This is a genomic window from Bacillus sp. Au-Bac7, assembly GCF_021341655.1.
In the GTDB taxonomy this organism is placed as follows: domain Bacteria; phylum Bacillota; class Bacilli; order Bacillales; family Cytobacillaceae; genus Niallia.
In genome coordinates, this window is sequence record NZ_JAJTTG010000001.1 from 1103858 (window position 1) to 1120504 (window position 16647).

Below are 16647 nucleotides of genomic sequence, written 5' to 3' on the forward strand. Positions count from 1 at the left end.
ACTATTAATCCTAATTCTCTCTCACTTCACCTATCTAACTGAGATAAAATTATTAAATAGATTTATGTAAACAGTATTATAATTCTATTTTTGAATTCTTTATAACAAAAACCAAAAACCAAATTAATTAACTGAATAATATGGTAATATTTCCATGAACCGGTTCATTAGACATTTTTAATGTTGGAGGGGAAATAATGTGTTTAAAAAAATATCTACTTTTACCTTAGCTGCATTCATTATTGGAAGTAGCTTTAATCCAATAAGCAGTAATGCTAAGGAACAAAATTTATCCTATGATCAAGTGATGTTACAACTTGATTCAATTAAAGAGCAGATAAAGAACGATAAAAACATGACAGAGGACGAAAAACAGCACTTTAGTTTGCAAGGGACAGATATTGTCGAAGAATTTTTAGAAAATGATCCAGACTTGGTTGCTGACAAAACCTCTACTAAATTAATAGTTTAAATGAAATTGACAGTCTTTTATATGATGTTGCAAACCAAAAAGGAAATACTGAGTTCGTTAATGAATCTAAAGTAGGTGCTTCAAGAGCCATAAGCGGTTGGAGTGGGAAAGGAGATATCCTGATAAGTTTTAGGGCTAAAACAGGTGGTTTTGCTCATGGACATGCAGGGATATTAAGTACTACGAAAGATAAAGTAATTGAAGCTCTCCCTAAACCAGGAGTGGTACATCAATCTGCCTCAAAGTATTGGTCAACTGTTCCTGATGAACAACAATATTATGTAAAAAATGCACCTGATAAAGCATATATCAATGCTGTAAATTATGCGATGAAACAAGTAGGTGACCCTTATAAACTGAAAACTACGATAGGTAATGAATCACAGTGGTATTGCTCTAAATTAGTTTATAAAGCTTGGAAGTCTGCTGGATACAGTATTGGAGGTGGTGAACCAAAATTAATAACTGTTTTACCTTATGATATAGCTGCAGATTATGACACCGTTTCATATAAAAAAAAATCCATACTAAGTAACCTTGATAATCGTGTGCAATAACTGTACACGATTTCTGTTTAAATGCTTTTCTATATTATCCTGACGGAAGGAGAATGATATGAAGTTTTTCCTAGTAATTTCACTTGTATTTACACTAAGTAGTTGTATCCAATTAGAAAAACCTGTAACTGATATAAGAAAGTTTTCTTTAGAAAAAAATAACGGTTATTTGCTATTTCATTTCCATACACCTTTTACCCAAGATGGATATATAAAACAGATTGACTTAAATGGAAATGAAATTCAAAAGTACAATATAGAAGATTCACTCTTCGCTCCTTCAGATGTATTTAAATTTGATAACAATTTTTATTTTGCCAGCGGTGCATATTCAAATGACAATAAAGTTATTAATTATAATCCCCAAACAAAGAAAATGAGTTTGATAGAAACAAAACAAAAAAAATATATAGAAAAGTATTTTAAAAAAAGTAATTCTGAATTTATAATAACTATTCTTGATTCCAATAATCAGAATGAATATTGCGATATTACTTTAAAAAAATGCAATTACTTATCAGAAGCATTCAGAACACATGATATAACCGTACTAGAAAATTATGTAATTGCGGTAGGTATAAACAAATCTGCAATTAATGATCAAAAAGGTATCTTACAAATTAAAAAAATGGATAGTAACTTTAAACCTTTAGAAGAAATACACTTGGATAATATGCCTAATTATTTTACTTATACTAGTCCAGATGAAAAACTTTATTTATTTATGTTCAATGGAGATATAGTTAGTATAGACAGCGACTTAAATATCAAAAAATTTCCATTCCATTCTTTCGCTCCCTTTTCTGGTAACCCTAAGATTATAACTTATAATAAAAATGTTAGCATAGACAATAACACAATACTAATAAACTTTAAACTAAATGATGAAGATAAGTCCTATCTAGCTAAATTAAACTTTGATAAAGCTACACCTACGATGCAAATCATTTCTAGTAATACAGATGAACAAATATTAAATGTTGATGACTCAAAACCCGAAGTATATACACGTTCATACGTAAATGATAAAACAATAATTACAGTTAGAGATATTACTACTCTGAAAGTAATAAAAACTATCCTACTAGAAAGTGACGATCCAATTTATTTTGTAGATAATATAGAATTATAAAGTGATAAAATTCAACAGATTTGAAAATGTATTCATCTCATGACCACTAGTTTATTGGATATTCAGGGTTAGGATATTAGCAATTGCTCAAAAAACAACTTTATAAATAAGAAAAGCCCTGACACCAACAGTGTCAAGGCTTCTTCCTCTTAGTACATTTCCATGTATTGATCTCTTTCCCATGGATGCACTTGTGTGCGGAACATGCCTTCTCTCTTTACTCCACTTCATAACGTATAAAAATAACGTAGTTTTCCTAAGTTTTAAATCTGAAATTCTTATTTTGTTTCATATCTTTTTACCAATCAGGGGCATATTTGGGGCACAATTGGGGGCAAAGTTATAATTTAAGAAAATGGTACCTTATTTCACTAATGCCCCCATTTGTTTAAGTGAATTTCTTCACAAACTCTGTTTTCAAATTAAAGAAAAAAGCTACCAATCGGCAGCCGATAAATGTTCCAGTTCAAATAGTTATAATAAAATATTAGATATTTTCCGGGTTAGATATTCAACTCTAGGTAATATTAAAGAATCATTAACGCAAGAAAGATTTAAATTCAGCTATTTACTAATTCTATTTAATAATGAAGCGATCTTTCCTTAAACCACTTCTTCGATTTAGCATACCCATCATCCCAAGTATCTTTATACTTCTTAAAATGCTGGTAATCCTGTTCTCGTAACATATCACCTAAACCAAATATATCCGCGTTAAACTCCTCTTTGGTTTTTTTTACAAGCTCTTTTATCTGATTCTCCATCTTTTGATTAATACTTTTTTCAAAACTCTCAAAAGAGGAAGGTTCTTCTAACTTCTGAGTACACTCACTCCCATCTAACGACCCTTCTGTCTTAATTTTTATATGAAAGTTAGGTATACCATTTATCTCCTTAGCTGTTATCTTTGTTTTTGCTTGAGTAATTCGATACCCAAATTTCCTATTACCACCTTCACAAGTTGCAGTTAATGTAGTGGTTTTTATCTTTCCTTGAACAAAAAGCATATCTCTGACCTCATAAAGTGATGCATATCCCGCAAGCTTTCCCTTCTTTAATACCGCCAAAGAGCTCACATCGACTTCACTCTCTGGCGTATTACTTTTCATATTCTCAACATTTCCTCCTTTTTGGGGATTACCAATTACTTTTACAGCAGGGATTACTGGGGCTTGTCCCTCCGAAGTATAAATTCGAGTGTAATCATTCAACTTAACATCTGGAGTTCCACCCCAATCCTTTTGCATAGTAGTTAGTTGGGTATATAATTTAAGGGAAGCACTTTTTTTATACATGTTAGTCACTTTTAAAACATCCCCTGCACTCCTCCTTCCGCTTTTGCAATGACAATGTAAAAATCATCTCTCATTTGATTGTTGCGATCAAAGAAATCCATAAATTATAGCAATCCATCTTTAGCCAATTCTTCACTAATGACCAATAGTCGCATATGAGAGTATATAGGGATTGTGGCGTTTACTATGTTAAACTTAGAAGCAATCTCCGCAACAGTATTACCTTCCAATGAGGCAACATTGGATGGAGCTAAACCAGCTGCTGTTTTTATATTCATTTCTCTTGCTTCCGTAGTTTCTATTGTTAATCTATTTTTAAACGAATCTCCTTTATCTACAGCCATCCCTGTAACGATGGAAGTTTTAGATAATTCCCGTCTATCCCAACACCCTGTTAATAAGAACGTTCAACAAATGAACAAAATTGTCTTTGACCAATGCATGATAGGACTTCCCAAACAATCAAAATTATATAACTCCTATTATATTATGGATTTCGGGATTAATTATCCTAAACGTTACATCTTATTAATTTCAATTCCAAACTAACTGAGAATACTGCACATTAGTTTTTCTAACAGTTGACTTTAAACTCATAGAAAGTGTTGCTACACTATTGAGCATTTTATATTTTATTCAAGGGTTAATGTTTTTTCTAATACCCATTTTAATAAAAAAATCCTTTTTAATTTGTATGAAAAATCATCCATTTACCCAACCTAAAAATAGGTGGTGTGCATTATGAAAATTAAAATCTTTGTATCCATATTTGTATTTTTTTTATTAATCCTAAGTTTTTGGCGTTTGAATTATACGGAGGAAGTAGAGTTTTTAGTGTATGATAATACATGGGAAGAATTAATCGGAATGGAGAATGAAATGAATATATATATGAAGATAAAAGCTGAAAGTTTTCAATCTAGAGAATATTTAAGGACTAGAAGAGTTTTCTAAAACATTCACTGTTTTCCCCTTAGTTTTTAACAACCTGTCATTAGGATATTTATACCCCCGTGACAGGTTTCTTCAGATTCCTGTAAGTATTTGTTTATGTATAAGAAGTATAAAATTATCACTCGGATAGTCACTAATTATCCGAAACTGTAACAAGACGTTTTTTAAACCAATTATAAAATTTTTGGTTTATAAATAAGAAAAGAATAACTAAAAAGAAAGTCCAATACCACTTCCATTCATGGTATACAATTAATTTTGTCTTATTTTCTAGTACTACCTCCACTAGGGTAAAAAAACTAGAAAAAGCTATATAATAAAACAAATTATGCCATAAATCTCTTCCACTAGGAATATATAAGCTAAACAAAGTTGCTGTTATTGGAAAGAAAATAAGTTCAAAAGAAAAAGTAGGATTAACCACGCCATTTATTTGTAACAGTTTTGAATACTCAATCAACCCCAACTGAACAGCAATTAGTCCAACCGGCAATATTATTACTTGAATAAATAAAAATACTACGCACGCATCTCTTCTTTTTTTCTTTGGAACAAATTTTACTAAAGTGACTATACAAATAATAAAAAAAACAATAAGAATATATCCCTCAAAATCCATAATAACCTCCAAAATATAATTTTAGTGTTATTATTCGTTTTTTAGATTTGGATATTCCTCTAAGTTTAACATAATAATAAATATCTTCATTCTGATTTAATGGATCATTCTTATAAAGTCTAGTTATAATTCAAATTGTCTTTAAGGTTAACCCTTCCCTAAGTTTCAAAAAATAGAATGAAAACAGACCCAATTATATAGAGACACGCCAGAATTATCATTACAAGTGGAGCAATTTTATGTTCCTTTTTTATCTCGGTAGCTCCTATAACAAGAAATAATAATCCTAAAAATAAATACATAAATGCCCATATTAGAATACTTTCAGTAATATTTCCGATAATAGCTAATAGAGCTGCAAGAATGGCTAAAACAACCTTTAATCCTTTGGACACCCTATTCACCTCCTAACCAAAAAGGACCTGTCACCAAAAGACATAGTTGTCTCTTGGTGACAGGCTCCTCCAATTACATTAGTTTATTTATATATATTTTCACCATGTTAGCATATTCAGTTTATTAGGTCTAGTTAAACAGTAAATCGGTAACGCATGCTATGACAGACTATTTTTTAGTTTAATTTCTATCAGTTGATAAGTAAAACAGGATTTACTTATCGGCACGTACTATGTTACCGTTTTAATACATCACTTATTATATTGGGTCCTATTAGACTTTTCTTAGTCACCTTCCCTTTATACAGTGAAGGAGGCTAAGAAAATATAGTCATGTCAACAGCCAAGAATTTAGACCATTTTAGTAATATCACGTTCGGTCAAAAAGTTATATACAACAGTAAAATACACTTTTGTTTCTTTAATCATGAAAATAGATTATTAGAAATCATAGATCCTAATACAAACTCTATTTTTTTAGTTAGACAAAAATCACTCATTTATAGGGTAAAGTAAAACCATCAATAATTAGCATTGATGGTTTTACTTTACCCTTCTTTTGCAAACCTGCCGGTTTCTTCCATAAGCTGGTCTTTCCTTTATTACAGGAATGCTGCCCTGACTGTGACATAAGAATAGAGCTATTCATTTATTTATAAACAAAACACTCTCCATCTAGAGAGTGTTTTGTTTATTAGCTATTTCATATGATATATTAATTATTTTCAACTTTGTAGATCTTATTCCAAGCTGACATAGCGAAAAACTGCAATAGCTTCCCCAATGGCATAAAGACCTTTAAATAAAAGTTCCATAAATATTATCATCGTATTTACTATATTTTCCTACATTAGATAAAAAAAGCAACTATGACTTTTAAAAAACACATTATTTTACATATACTTATTACTTACAGTTTAGTTCCTGATAAATTTCCGCCATTTCACTAAACTTGCCACGTTAGTGCCGAAGCAATAAATAATGGATTAATGCACCATATAGTCTAGGTGAATTTTTTACACAAATATTCATTGTGTCAAAGATGGAGACTGGTCTGCGAAGTTTCCACTTTTTGCATTATATCGGATAAGCAATATTCCATAAAGAAACTTTAAAATATAGTTATATAAAAATAAGAAAGGTGTACGTGGACATTGTACACCTTTGAGGAGGAGGCTCTACATACAGTTGCGTTAACCTAATTTTATATTATTAGCATCATCCAATTCGGCCACGGCGCTTGTCCTTTTGTTCGTTTTCTTTATTTCTCGAAGTAGAATATAAAAAAAACTGGATAGTACTATTTGTGATTATTTTATAATATACCGATCTTTTCTTAATCCAGTTCTTTTTATTTCCGCATTAAAGTTAATATGTATTTTCGCTTTAGCATAACCATCATCCCAGGTATCTTTGTATTTTTTAAAATGCTTATAATCCTGTTCTCTCATAAGTTCTCCTAAACCAAAAACATCCGCATTAAATTCCTCTTTTGTTTTTTGAACAAATTCTTTTATTTCTTTTTCCATCTTTTTATTAATAGATTTTTCTAATCCCTCAAAGGCGTAAGGGTCCTTAAAATTTTGAAGGCAGTCCGTTCCATCTAAATTACCTATTGTTTTAATATTAATATAAAAATGAGGAGTTCCATTTACCTCTTTGGCAGTAACCTTTGTTTTAGAATAAGTAATATTGTATCCAAATTTTCCATTGGTGCAATTGGATGCTATTGTTGTACTTTTAATTTTATTTTGCACAAAAAGCATATCGCGAATTTCAAAAAACGATGCATATCCTGCAAGTTTTCCAAGCTTAAGAACCGCCATGGATTCAACGTCTACTTCACTTTCTGGATCCTCACTTTTCAAGTTTTCCACATTTCCACCTTTTTTGGGATCACCCACTAATTTTACAGCAGGAAGTACTGGTGCTTGTCCATATGAGTTAGTAATACGAGTATAATCATTTAACTTAACATCTGGAGCTCCTCCCCACTCTTTTTGCATCGTATTTAATTGAGTGAAGAGTTTTAGTGAAGGGCTTTTTTTGTACATATTGTTCACTTTCAGGATATCACCAGCATTGGAACCTCTTGCAACTACAATAGCAAAATCATCTCTTATTTCTCTGTTTCGATCGAAAAAATCCATGAACTCTAACAATCCTTCCTCTACTATTTCCTCACTAATAACTAACACTCTTGTATGGGAATAAACAGGATGAGTGGCATTAACAATATTAAATTTAGAAGTCAGCTCCCCGATATTATTCCCTTCTAATGAAGAAACAGTTGATGGGGCTAAACCGGCTGCTGTTTGGTAACTCATTTCTCTTGCTTCTGTAGTCTCAATAGTTAACTTATATTTAAACGACTCTCCTTTATCTACAGCCATCCCTGTAACAATAGAAACATCTCCTAACTCTCTTCTATCCCAACATCCCGTTAAAAGGAATATTAAACAAATAATAAAAATACATTTTAAGCACCTCATAACAATACTCCTTAAGGTTAAATAATTCACTTCTTATATTTTTTGAATTACTTAGAAATAATATCCCTCATCCCGATAGTTTAAGTGTAATAATTCACAGCTCTTTTTTTCACTTATTACGGGAATGCTGCCCCTTTAGCAACATAAAGAAAAAGGCTTCCCTTTTATTTATTTATTTACTTATTTTGTCCCTATTGACCAAATAAAAAATAAATAAAATAACTACCCATAAATAAAATAAGTCACCTAATAACCATTTAGGGACCAAGACTGATTTTGGTAGTCCGATTTTTTTTGATGGAACAATTCTAATGTTTCTTCATAAGATATCTTGTGGAAAAGGAACAATGAAATGAAATGCTCCTTTCTTTGTTTTCTTTTAACACATACATCATGTAAAACCACTTCCCTCCCTATGGGTAGTGGTTTTTTCTACATTACAAAATGTATAAAGCAAAACAAGGTATATCAATAAAGATACACCTTGTTTTACTGAATACAATTGAAAGGGTTGTTTTCATGGCTAAAAAACCTTCCCTATATCAATTTATGTAATTATTTCTAATGTGTAACGGCATTATCCTTAACAACATTAAAGGATGTACCACAAAATGGCACACCCTTTTTGTAATTTATCTTGGACATGTTACGATATTATACATGGTTAACAGATACATCGGGAGTAGCCAGAAATATCTGTTTCTATATACTATACAAAAATTGTAAAATGAACAGGGTAATTGTTTTGTATTAAAAGCCTTTTAATATCTCTTATTAAACAAACTTGCCATTATAGTCACACACAAAAAAATTCCTAATAATTAAGAAAATCCCTGATTATTTACAAATTTGTCATTTTCAAATTTCTTTTTCAGTCGACATCGCAACTTTCTGTACTCAAGGATAGCTCTCTGAATAAGATATATAGACTTTTCAAGTCAGAATAGTCACAGTAATGAAGAATCGGGAACTCCGTCGATGCCAGCGGAGTTCTTTTATTGAATACTGAACCGTACATAAATTATTGGGTAGAGAGTATTTGTGTCAAAAAAGGAAACCCTACTCTGAGGAATAGGGTTAGATATCAACATAATCATATGCTGGTTTATATATTATGTAAACAAGTTACTGTTATATATTTATAGTACGGGACGGAGACAAAGAAATGAACAAATGTCTCCGTTGGGTTCTTCTAGATTTAAAGGGATACTTTATACTACGTTTGATTAATTTGTTGGATCGGGTTATTACTTAACTTAACTAAGATTCTTTTATATAAAGAAGACAATCCGCCATTTGTCTCCGATAATAGAAGCTCACTTGAGAGAACTGAAAATATGTCTATATATTCTTATTAATTAGTATCTTGTTAAGGTTCAATTATTATTTTTTCACATTTATGGAAAAGTGCCGTTCATTAAATTAATGAAAGTAATATATTATAGTGTGATGTACAGGTCACACGCTATATGTATGATACGGATTGGAAGGATCCGTACTTCTCCTAACTCTTAGTTGAGTTACTGGGTTACCTATTATTTAGGTATACCCTTTTTACTTATGTAGGGGACAACCTCACTAAAGTTGTCTCCGAATATGAATGGTGGGATCAATACATAATATGTTTAGTAAAGACATTGCTAAAGGCTGGTTATTTATATCATGATTAATCCTACCTATGTTTTCCCTTTACTAAACACAATTTGCTCGACATGTTCCCAGAAAAAAAGTGCTACAAAAAGCATTGATACGTCTAGTACCATAATACAATCTTGAAACTTTATTTATTATCGTTTGTTAATAAATGTACTTAAACAAAACTCCCTGTTTGTTGATTAGAAGGTTTGTAAATTTCTCATAGAGGAAGTGCTGCCCTATTAGAAGATATGATTCTTCCTTACAACAAGCTCCTTAAATTCCTTACTTATAAATTTACTCATATTGTTTTCATAAATAGTTGTAAATAAGGAGAAATTATTGGAAAGGAGGATTTATTATGGCTTTAGCTTTTTATTTTTTCTTTGGATGGCTTGGAATTTACATCTTTTTTTTATGTAAAAAAAATTTATCTATTGTGGAAAACATCATTCTCTATTTACTAATTCTTATTATTCACATCAATTGGAATTGGTTAATAATTGAGGAGTTTGCTTTTCTAAAATACTCACATGAATCACACAAATATATATCTATCTTAATAAACCGTAGTATTTTAACACCAATAATTATTTTAATATGTTTTAATTTAATCCCAAAAGGAACTCCATTAATAATAAGAACAATTAGCTTTCTAAGTGCTTCACTTCTTTTAACTATATTTGTACAATTCTCTATCTTTTTTAATGCCCTTACAATAGTAGACTGGGATCTTGGGTTTGACTTCCTTTATTTCATTGGTCTAATTTATGTTATTCATTTTTTTCATTTATCATATTCTAAGTATATTGTGGAAAAGGAGAGCACTTTAAAATGAAATGGATTGGTGAATTTGATTTAAATGAAATATCCTTGATATTCATAACTTCAGCTGCTTATTTGTTTGTTTTCCTTGCTCCGAAAAAATTAAAAAGAGAAATAAAATTAATGAGTATTTTATGGGGAATTACAGTAGGTATAATGTTCGATTTTACTATTGGTGGGGGATTATTGGATTATTATAGTGAAAATGATACAAATCATTATGAATTCTTTGATATTGTTTATTATTTACTTTATGGTCCGTTTGGTTATGCATTTATGTATTTCTATAAACAATTAAAAATTACTAGAAAGACCTTTGGAATCTACATTATCACTTGGGTGGCTATTGGGATTCTATCTCAGTGGGTGTTTACACTACTAAATATAATTACATATCAACATCACTATAAACTCGCTTATTCTGTACCCATATTTATATTTATACAAACAGTTACAGGATTATTATATGAATTTGTCTCTAAAAATTATAATAAGACTACTTGAAAGTTTTATTTCTATATGAAGTCTCTGTGACCCCAAAAACATTAAGAAATCAATAAATACAATTAAACCCTTTTGAATGAACATACGTTCTGTTATCATTAAATAAGATTGAATTTTATCTCCTTGGAAACAAATGAATTGATTACTGCGGCTACCTATTAAATTTTGAAAAAAAGGAGGGATAACTTGAACATAGTCATTGACCTGGAATATTGGACAAAAGAAAACATAGGTAAACAGAAAGCCAGTTTTGGCGTAGATGTATTACAATATAAAATAAATCCAGATAAAGAAGCATTAAGAGTTGCTTACCAATGGTTTGATAAAGTACGTAGAGAATTTCCACATGATATTACAATCAATAGTGTTAAATACAATGGAGAGCATGATATTACACAAGGAATGAAAAATGTTTTAAATAAAGAAACCCGAATAGCCTTGGAAGAATGGAAAGCTGCCTGGGAATAAAAAAGGCCTTTCTCAAAGAGAGAAAAGGCTCATTTTTTTGTTTTAAACTGTTTTCTTGCTTCAGCTAATTCTTCTTTTAATTTTACTACTTCTACTCTTAAAAATATGTTCTGCTATTTAAGTTTAATTGTTTGTCCTACCTTCAATTCTTTTGCATCTACCTTTGGGTTTAGTTTAGACAATATACCATGCTTTAGCTTCAACTTTACTTCAATTCCCCAAAAAGTATCCCCTTTCTTAATTTTGTATGTCTTAGCAGTTTCCTTTTCTCCAAGTTGAAGTTTATCTCCAATCTGCAGTGCTTTTTCCTCTACAGCAGGATTCCACTTTTTAAGCTGAGCAACCGATACTTTCTCTTTATGAGCAATACCCCAAAGTGTATCTCCTTTTTTGATTGTATAAGTATTGCTTGTTATAGTTGCTGGCTTTTCTTTTTCCGCCTTTTCTAAATTAAAGGCTTTTACTAAACCATCCACATGACCTTGAGCAATTGCATCTAAGAAAGAATCATCTTTAAGCAATTTAGCATCTGCGGCACGGTCAATAAATAAGCTTTCTGTCAATAAAGCTGGCATATTCGTTTGTCTTAAAACGGCATAATTAGCAGCCTTTTTCCCTCGTGTTGTAACTCCATAACCCTTAATCGATTTCATAATTTCATCATGAATAGTGTTCTGAATTTTCCCCGTATTAGAAGAAGCAGAAACTTGTGAACAGCGATAATCCTCGTATCCAGTTCCTCCACCAGCATTAATATGGATAGAAAAGAAGAAATCTGCTCCCCATTTATTTGCGTCTACTGCACGTTGGGTTAAAGTCGGGTACGTATCACCCGTTCTGCTTAATTTTACGGAAACGTTTTTATAACCCTTTAACAATGCTTGTATCTTTTTAGCAATTTTCAACGTTAAGTCTTTTTCTTGGAGCCCGTTTCCTAAAGCTCCTGGATCGCTTCCGCCATGTCCTGGATCAATAAAAATTTTTGCCATAATAGATCATCCTCCATATTTTTAAATTAAAGAGCAGCCTTTTTGACTGCTCTTACTTTGCGTTTGTTAAGTTGTTTGCTTTTAGAACCGCCTTTTGTTGCTGTCCTTTTTCTGTTACATAATTGTTCTTAAACCATGCCACCAAAGTAGCAACTGCAGTAAGAATAAAACTGCCAACATAGTAAATCATTTCGATTAGGCTTGAAACTTGGTCATCGCTGAACGGCAAAGCTTCTTTCCCGAAAACAGCCAATCCTTGGTTTGCAAAAGCCAATAATAAAAGCACTGTCCGAATAACAGTGCCTTTGTCCATCTTTTTTAATGTTTGTAACATGTTCCTTCACTCCTATTTAATTGATTCATCTTCACTTTTTTCTGGAATAGAAACCCTGGTGTTAGCTCGCTTGATTTTGGAATCAATTTCGCTCGAGACATATTCAATAGCCCAATTAGGAATAAACTTATCCCATCCTGCTCTTGTGAAATTCGCAGTCATAGAATTTAAAGTGTGATACATTAAGCCACCCCAAAACAAGAAGAAGATAAGGTTTGGCATAGAAAAGATTTGATCCATTAAAACACCAAAGACAGGTAATAATAGCATTACCATTGTTCTTGCTAATCCTTGCAATCCATAGACACTGGCATAGCTGCCATCCTTCTTAGAAGCAACGGAACCACTAGTCCAATCAAATGCAATAACAAGCGTTAAAGCTGCCATGCAAAGCAAATTGTAAGTTGTTCCCCCATAAAGCCAAGTCAAAAACCCACCAACTCCACTCGCTAGAAATGCTGCGGCACCCATTTTGACATTGAATAGTTCGCTAATGTTAAATATCTCTTTGTATGAAAACACTGCTATTCTCTCCCTAATATAAAATAGCGCTACTATTTAGCAGCGCTTTGTTCCCCTGTTTATTCGGATACCGTTGATTGTTCATTTGTTTCTGCGACTGGTGTTGTTTCTACTGGAGACTCTTCCACTGGCTGTTCTTCTGGAGTTTCCACGACTGTTTCTGTTGGCTGCTCCTCAACAACATCCTGGATTCCTAATTCCTTTTTAACGTCAGCTTGAAATGCAGAAGGGACTTGATCGATAGACATATATTTAAGCCTGACTGCGGTACATAACATGTTAAGCATTGGTGTTTCCCCCTTTTAATTCGTCAATTTGTTTTTGTAATTCTGCGTTTTGCAACATAACTAAAGAAAGAATGTTTGCCGTAGCATCCATGCTTTCCATCATGAGGGAAACCAAGTTTCCCATTACCTCAATACTTGAGCTATCTTTCAATTCCTCTACTTCTTTATCAAATTCTGCTCTGGTCTTTCCAATCTTTTGTAGAGTTTGTTCTAAAAGTTGCTCCATAATTTCTTTATCCATCTTATAATCCACCAGCCTTTAACCTTTTTAGCATGTCATAAATAAACAAAGTATTTACGGATATATCCCGTTTGTTATCCTCTGTGCGCTTGATATTATCGTCTAATGCTGTGCGAATATTATTGGCAAAAGTGGCAGAACCACCAACAACATTTGTAGAAAATTTGCTCTTGTCATAGATAATATAAGAAACAAAATATTCTGCTGTTGTATCAACTAGACTTGTCTTCTTTGAAGCATACACTTTTCCATTTGCATTAATCGATGACTGAATGTTCCAATCTGATTCCAACATACTCCCCTTATAAACACCTAAGATAGCAAGCGCAGGGTTGCTTAATTGGGCTGTATTTGCGCTAAATAGAGCGTTTATATATGTTAAGCTATCAGCAGCATTGTGTAGGGCTCTCACTTTCTCACGAATAATACTTCCGCTTCCAACCTCTACTTGAGTAAGGCCATTTACAGAGATAGCTCCCTCTGATCTTAATTCAACAAGAACCAAGTTATTTAACATGTAAGAAATCTTATAGGGAATATACCCATTGGCTTTATTAGCAGCTACATAAGCTAATGTTTGTGTCGGAGCATCTGTACCGTCTACCAAACTTGTCCAAGAAGTCGGTTTTAGAGTGGTAGCGTCATACGCCTTAACTTTCCATCCATTAAAATATGCTTTTATTTCGTCAACAGCTGGAGCATAGGTTTCAGCAAATCCAGTTTCTGCATTACTTACAGATACTTTAAATTCCTTTATGTTGTTAACATAGCCAATATCGGCACCTACAAAGCCAGCATTAGCACTTGTATATCTTAATAATGCACCATTGTATTTAATGAATTGAGCATATGCTACATTGGCAACATCACTGATAGGACCGCCGAAAGTTTTAAATCCAGTTCCACTTTCAGATGGACGATAGAACCAGCTTAATGTTCCATCTGCCACATAGTCTTTTTCAATAATTTTTCTCATCATCATTTTCCCATCTTCTTCAAGCAGCAAATCACGATAGTTTCCAATGGAACCAAGCTTTGCTTCCACAAACAAATAGGATGGGTTTCTAGGAACAAAAGGCTTAATGTTTTCACCTACCACTAACATAGGATTTTTTAAAGTAACAGCCACGTTAGCCACTTGATTGCTATTGAATAATCGCACCGAAATTCTTGTAACACCAGCTGGAACCGTAAAGGTAATTTTATTTTGTATAGAAGCAATTGGTGTTTGCCATACAATGTTTGTGGCTAAATCAGAACTACGTATAACTACAGCCCCACCAGTTCCTTTTTGAATTTCTTCTACAAAGAAACTATATTTTTGTCCTGGTATTACTTTGATAATCCATTCAATTGTATTTGTTTGTGGACCCGTGGTTTGGAGATCAATTTCATAATCTCCTTTAATAACAAAATCCGAGCTAATAACGCTTAGACTGGCTTCATTAAAAGTGGGAATTAAGTTATCACCTTCTGCAATTATGAACGGATTTTGCACATGCTGATATCCTTCCACCATTGGATAACGGCGAAGTACTTCTTCCTCATTCCAGTTAACTAGAATGTTGTCGTAATGCTCTTTTGACACCTCATATAAAGGAATTCTTGGAGCATGTAAAACAGCTGTAGATTTTAATTCAATCTCCAGCTCCACATAATCAATATTAACTTGTGATTGGGATGTAGCATCTGCTGCTTCTGTGAAGGCAATGAAATGCACAAATCCATCCGTTTGTACTAAAGTATTTACGGAAGGCGAATCCGATGCTCCTTGTGCAACTTTTGCAACAGAACTGCTAGTATGAACAGAAGAAGTTGAATCTGTCCAAGCTCCACTGGTCCATCTTTGAAGGCTAATTTTGTAGCCTGACGGTCCTTTCCCATAACCATGTAAATTACAAATAATTTTAGCAACGTTTTCTTTAACCCATTGAACTTTTTCGGCAAAAGTGTTCCGTGGAATTCTTCCAACATTTCTTTCTATTTCTTCCACTACGTTAAAAGACAATAATCCTTGCGCCATATTGCCAGTAACAGTTTGAATTAGTTGAGTAAAGGCTCCGTCTAACTTGCTGACAGTAGAATAAGCACCACTAAATTCAGATTGAAAAGCAGATGGTGCTTGCAAAACGTTCCAAGTCCCTCCGCTTTGGCTATTACTCTTTGCGATATGCGGATTATCCGTATTACTACCAGCTGATTTATTCTCATAATTAGCGATTCTGGTGATAATTTGTGGTTTGGCATTAAGGCCTTGAAATTTGTTAACGCCTTGAACAATTAAACTGTCACTAAATTTTATTTTTGTTCGCTTATCAGCTAAAACATAAAATTTAGAAGCATCTAGTTCTGTATTTTGTAAGGATACAAGCGTCCGTCCATCCATTTGAATGGATACAGGAGCATTAACATCTGCATTTAAAACTTGCATGCCTTGGCCAATACTTTGAACCTGCCTATTTGCTCCTTCTAATTTTTGATGAGCAAGTTCAATGCCAGCATCCATTTTCCCTAAATTACTTGCACTTACTGGAGTGCCTTGTTGTAATACTGCTCCCGTGGTGTTGTCTTTAACATGGTCTTTCCAGCCGACCTTTTCATAGCTTATTGCCATTTATGTCACTCCCCTATAGTTTTTTCAATGAATATCGAAAGGCTACAAGAACCCCATTAAAATCTTTTTTTGAAACACTATCTGGCTGATCATCGAACACTGCTCCATCGACATCAATTAACTGAAATTTTGTGATAGATCCAGCAATAGAATCATCCAAATAAAGATAGAAAGTTATCTGATCACCCTCTTGGAGAACCTTAAAGAGTGGAATAGTCTTCGTTACTCCTCCTATGGTGTAACTTCCTTCTTTCACAATGCTTTTCATATAATTTTTTAGCTTGGTATGAGCTGTTGTTGTTAATGCCATAT

19 protein-coding genes are annotated in these 16647 nt (G+C 32.6%); 7 read left to right on the forward strand and 12 right to left on the reverse strand.

All coding sequences use genetic code 11. The annotated features are described in order from the left end of the window. Positions 1 to 199 precede the first annotated feature (199 nt). From LXM54_RS05670 to LXM54_RS05680, 3 genes are all read left to right on the forward strand, one after another. Positions 200 to 472 carry a hypothetical protein gene (locus LXM54_RS05670; RefSeq protein ID WP_233314107.1) on the forward strand — a complete coding sequence of 91 codons (273 nt, stop codon included), beginning with the start codon at positions 200 to 202 and terminating at the stop codon, positions 470 to 472. Between the two features lie 170 nt (positions 473 to 642). Further along, positions 643 to 1029 carry a YiiX/YebB-like N1pC/P60 family cysteine hydrolase gene (locus LXM54_RS05675; RefSeq protein WP_325169556.1) on the forward strand — a complete coding sequence of 129 codons (387 nt, stop codon included), beginning with the start codon at positions 643 to 645 and terminating at the stop codon, positions 1027 to 1029. 58 nt (positions 1030 to 1087) lie between these two features. Further along, positions 1088 to 2161: a hypothetical protein gene (locus tag LXM54_RS05680; protein ID WP_233314108.1), complete on the forward strand. Its 1074-nt coding sequence runs from the start codon at positions 1088 to 1090 to the stop codon at positions 2159 to 2161. Positions 2162 to 2742: 581 nt separating this feature from the next. Here LXM54_RS05680 and LXM54_RS05685 read toward each other — a convergent pair. After that, the gene (locus LXM54_RS05685) at positions 2743 to 3456 is read right to left on the reverse strand and encodes a Ger(x)C family spore germination C-terminal domain-containing protein (protein WP_233314765.1); all 714 of its coding nucleotides are present in this window, start codon (positions 3454 to 3456) and stop codon (positions 2743 to 2745) included. Between the two features lie 104 nt (positions 3457 to 3560). Continuing rightward, positions 3561 to 3800, reverse strand: a complete 240-nt coding sequence (locus LXM54_RS28435) for a Ger(x)C family spore germination protein (RefSeq protein WP_442780417.1) — start codon at positions 3798 to 3800, stop codon at positions 3561 to 3563. Positions 3801 to 4197: 397 nt separating this feature from the next. On the opposite strand from LXM54_RS28435, the gene LXM54_RS05695 reads away from it, so the two are divergent. After that, positions 4198 to 4410 (forward strand): hypothetical protein, encoded by a 213-nt coding sequence (locus LXM54_RS05695; RefSeq protein WP_233314110.1) that lies wholly within the window; start codon positions 4198 to 4200, stop codon positions 4408 to 4410. A 133-nt stretch (positions 4411 to 4543) separates the two neighbouring features. Here LXM54_RS05695 and LXM54_RS05700 read toward each other — a convergent pair whose 3' ends face one another. From LXM54_RS05700 to LXM54_RS05710, 3 genes are all read right to left on the reverse strand, one after another. After that, a complete protein-coding gene (locus tag LXM54_RS05700; protein WP_233314111.1) occupies positions 4544 to 5029 on the reverse strand; it encodes a CBO0543 family protein in 486 nt (161 codons plus the stop codon). Positions 5030 to 5187: 158 nt separating this feature from the next. Continuing rightward, positions 5188 to 5424, reverse strand: a complete 237-nt coding sequence (locus tag LXM54_RS05705; RefSeq protein WP_233314112.1) for a hypothetical protein — start codon at positions 5422 to 5424, stop codon at positions 5188 to 5190. A gap of 1310 nt (positions 5425 to 6734) precedes the next feature. Beyond that, positions 6735 to 7916 (reverse strand): Ger(x)C family spore germination protein, encoded by a 1182-nt coding sequence (locus LXM54_RS05710; protein ID WP_233314113.1) that lies wholly within the window; start codon positions 7914 to 7916, stop codon positions 6735 to 6737. Positions 7917 to 9912: 1996 nt separating this feature from the next. Between LXM54_RS05710 and LXM54_RS05715 the strand changes: the two genes are divergently transcribed. From LXM54_RS05715 to LXM54_RS05725, 3 genes are all read left to right on the forward strand, one after another. Next, positions 9913 to 10389: a hypothetical protein gene (locus LXM54_RS05715; RefSeq protein WP_233314114.1), complete on the forward strand. Its 477-nt coding sequence runs from the start codon at positions 9913 to 9915 to the stop codon at positions 10387 to 10389. Then, positions 10386 to 10880, forward strand: coding sequence for a hypothetical protein (locus LXM54_RS05720; protein ID WP_233314115.1), 495 nt, complete (start codon positions 10386 to 10388; stop codon positions 10878 to 10880). Before LXM54_RS05715 ends, LXM54_RS05720 begins: the two co-directional genes overlap by 4 nt. 186 nt (positions 10881 to 11066) lie before the next feature. After that, positions 11067 to 11348, forward strand: a complete 282-nt coding sequence (locus tag LXM54_RS05725) for a hypothetical protein (protein WP_233314116.1) — start codon at positions 11067 to 11069, stop codon at positions 11346 to 11348. Between the two features lie 113 nt (positions 11349 to 11461). Here LXM54_RS05725 and LXM54_RS05730 read toward each other — a convergent pair whose 3' ends face one another. From LXM54_RS05730 to LXM54_RS05760, 7 genes are read right to left on the reverse strand one after another with little or no spacing between them, the layout of a single operon-like run. Beyond that, positions 11462 to 12337 carry an N-acetylmuramoyl-L-alanine amidase gene (locus LXM54_RS05730; RefSeq protein WP_233314117.1) on the reverse strand — a complete coding sequence of 292 codons (876 nt, stop codon included), beginning with the start codon at positions 12335 to 12337 and terminating at the stop codon, positions 11462 to 11464. A gap of 52 nt (positions 12338 to 12389) precedes the next feature. Then, positions 12390 to 12671, reverse strand: a complete 282-nt coding sequence (locus LXM54_RS05735) for a phage holin (protein ID WP_233314118.1) — start codon at positions 12669 to 12671, stop codon at positions 12390 to 12392. 12 nt (positions 12672 to 12683) lie between these two features. Then, entirely contained in the window at positions 12684 to 13193 is a 510-nt protein-coding gene (locus tag LXM54_RS05740; RefSeq protein WP_233314119.1) for a phage holin family protein, read from the reverse strand. A gap of 59 nt (positions 13194 to 13252) precedes the next feature. Continuing rightward, positions 13253 to 13480, reverse strand: coding sequence for a hypothetical protein (locus tag LXM54_RS05745; RefSeq protein WP_233314120.1), 228 nt, complete (start codon positions 13478 to 13480; stop codon positions 13253 to 13255). Then, positions 13473 to 13721: a hypothetical protein gene (locus LXM54_RS05750; RefSeq protein WP_233314121.1), complete on the reverse strand. Its 249-nt coding sequence runs from the start codon at positions 13719 to 13721 to the stop codon at positions 13473 to 13475. Before LXM54_RS05750 ends, LXM54_RS05745 begins: the two co-directional genes overlap by 8 nt. Before the next feature lies 1 nt (position 13722). Then, the gene (locus tag LXM54_RS05755) at positions 13723 to 16335 is read right to left on the reverse strand and encodes a hypothetical protein (protein ID WP_233314122.1); all 2613 of its coding nucleotides are present in this window, start codon (positions 16333 to 16335) and stop codon (positions 13723 to 13725) included. Positions 16336 to 16348: 13 nt separating this feature from the next. Then, positions 16349 to 16645, reverse strand: a complete 297-nt coding sequence (locus LXM54_RS05760) for a hypothetical protein (RefSeq protein WP_233314123.1) — start codon at positions 16643 to 16645, stop codon at positions 16349 to 16351. Positions 16646 to 16647 lie beyond the last annotated feature (2 nt).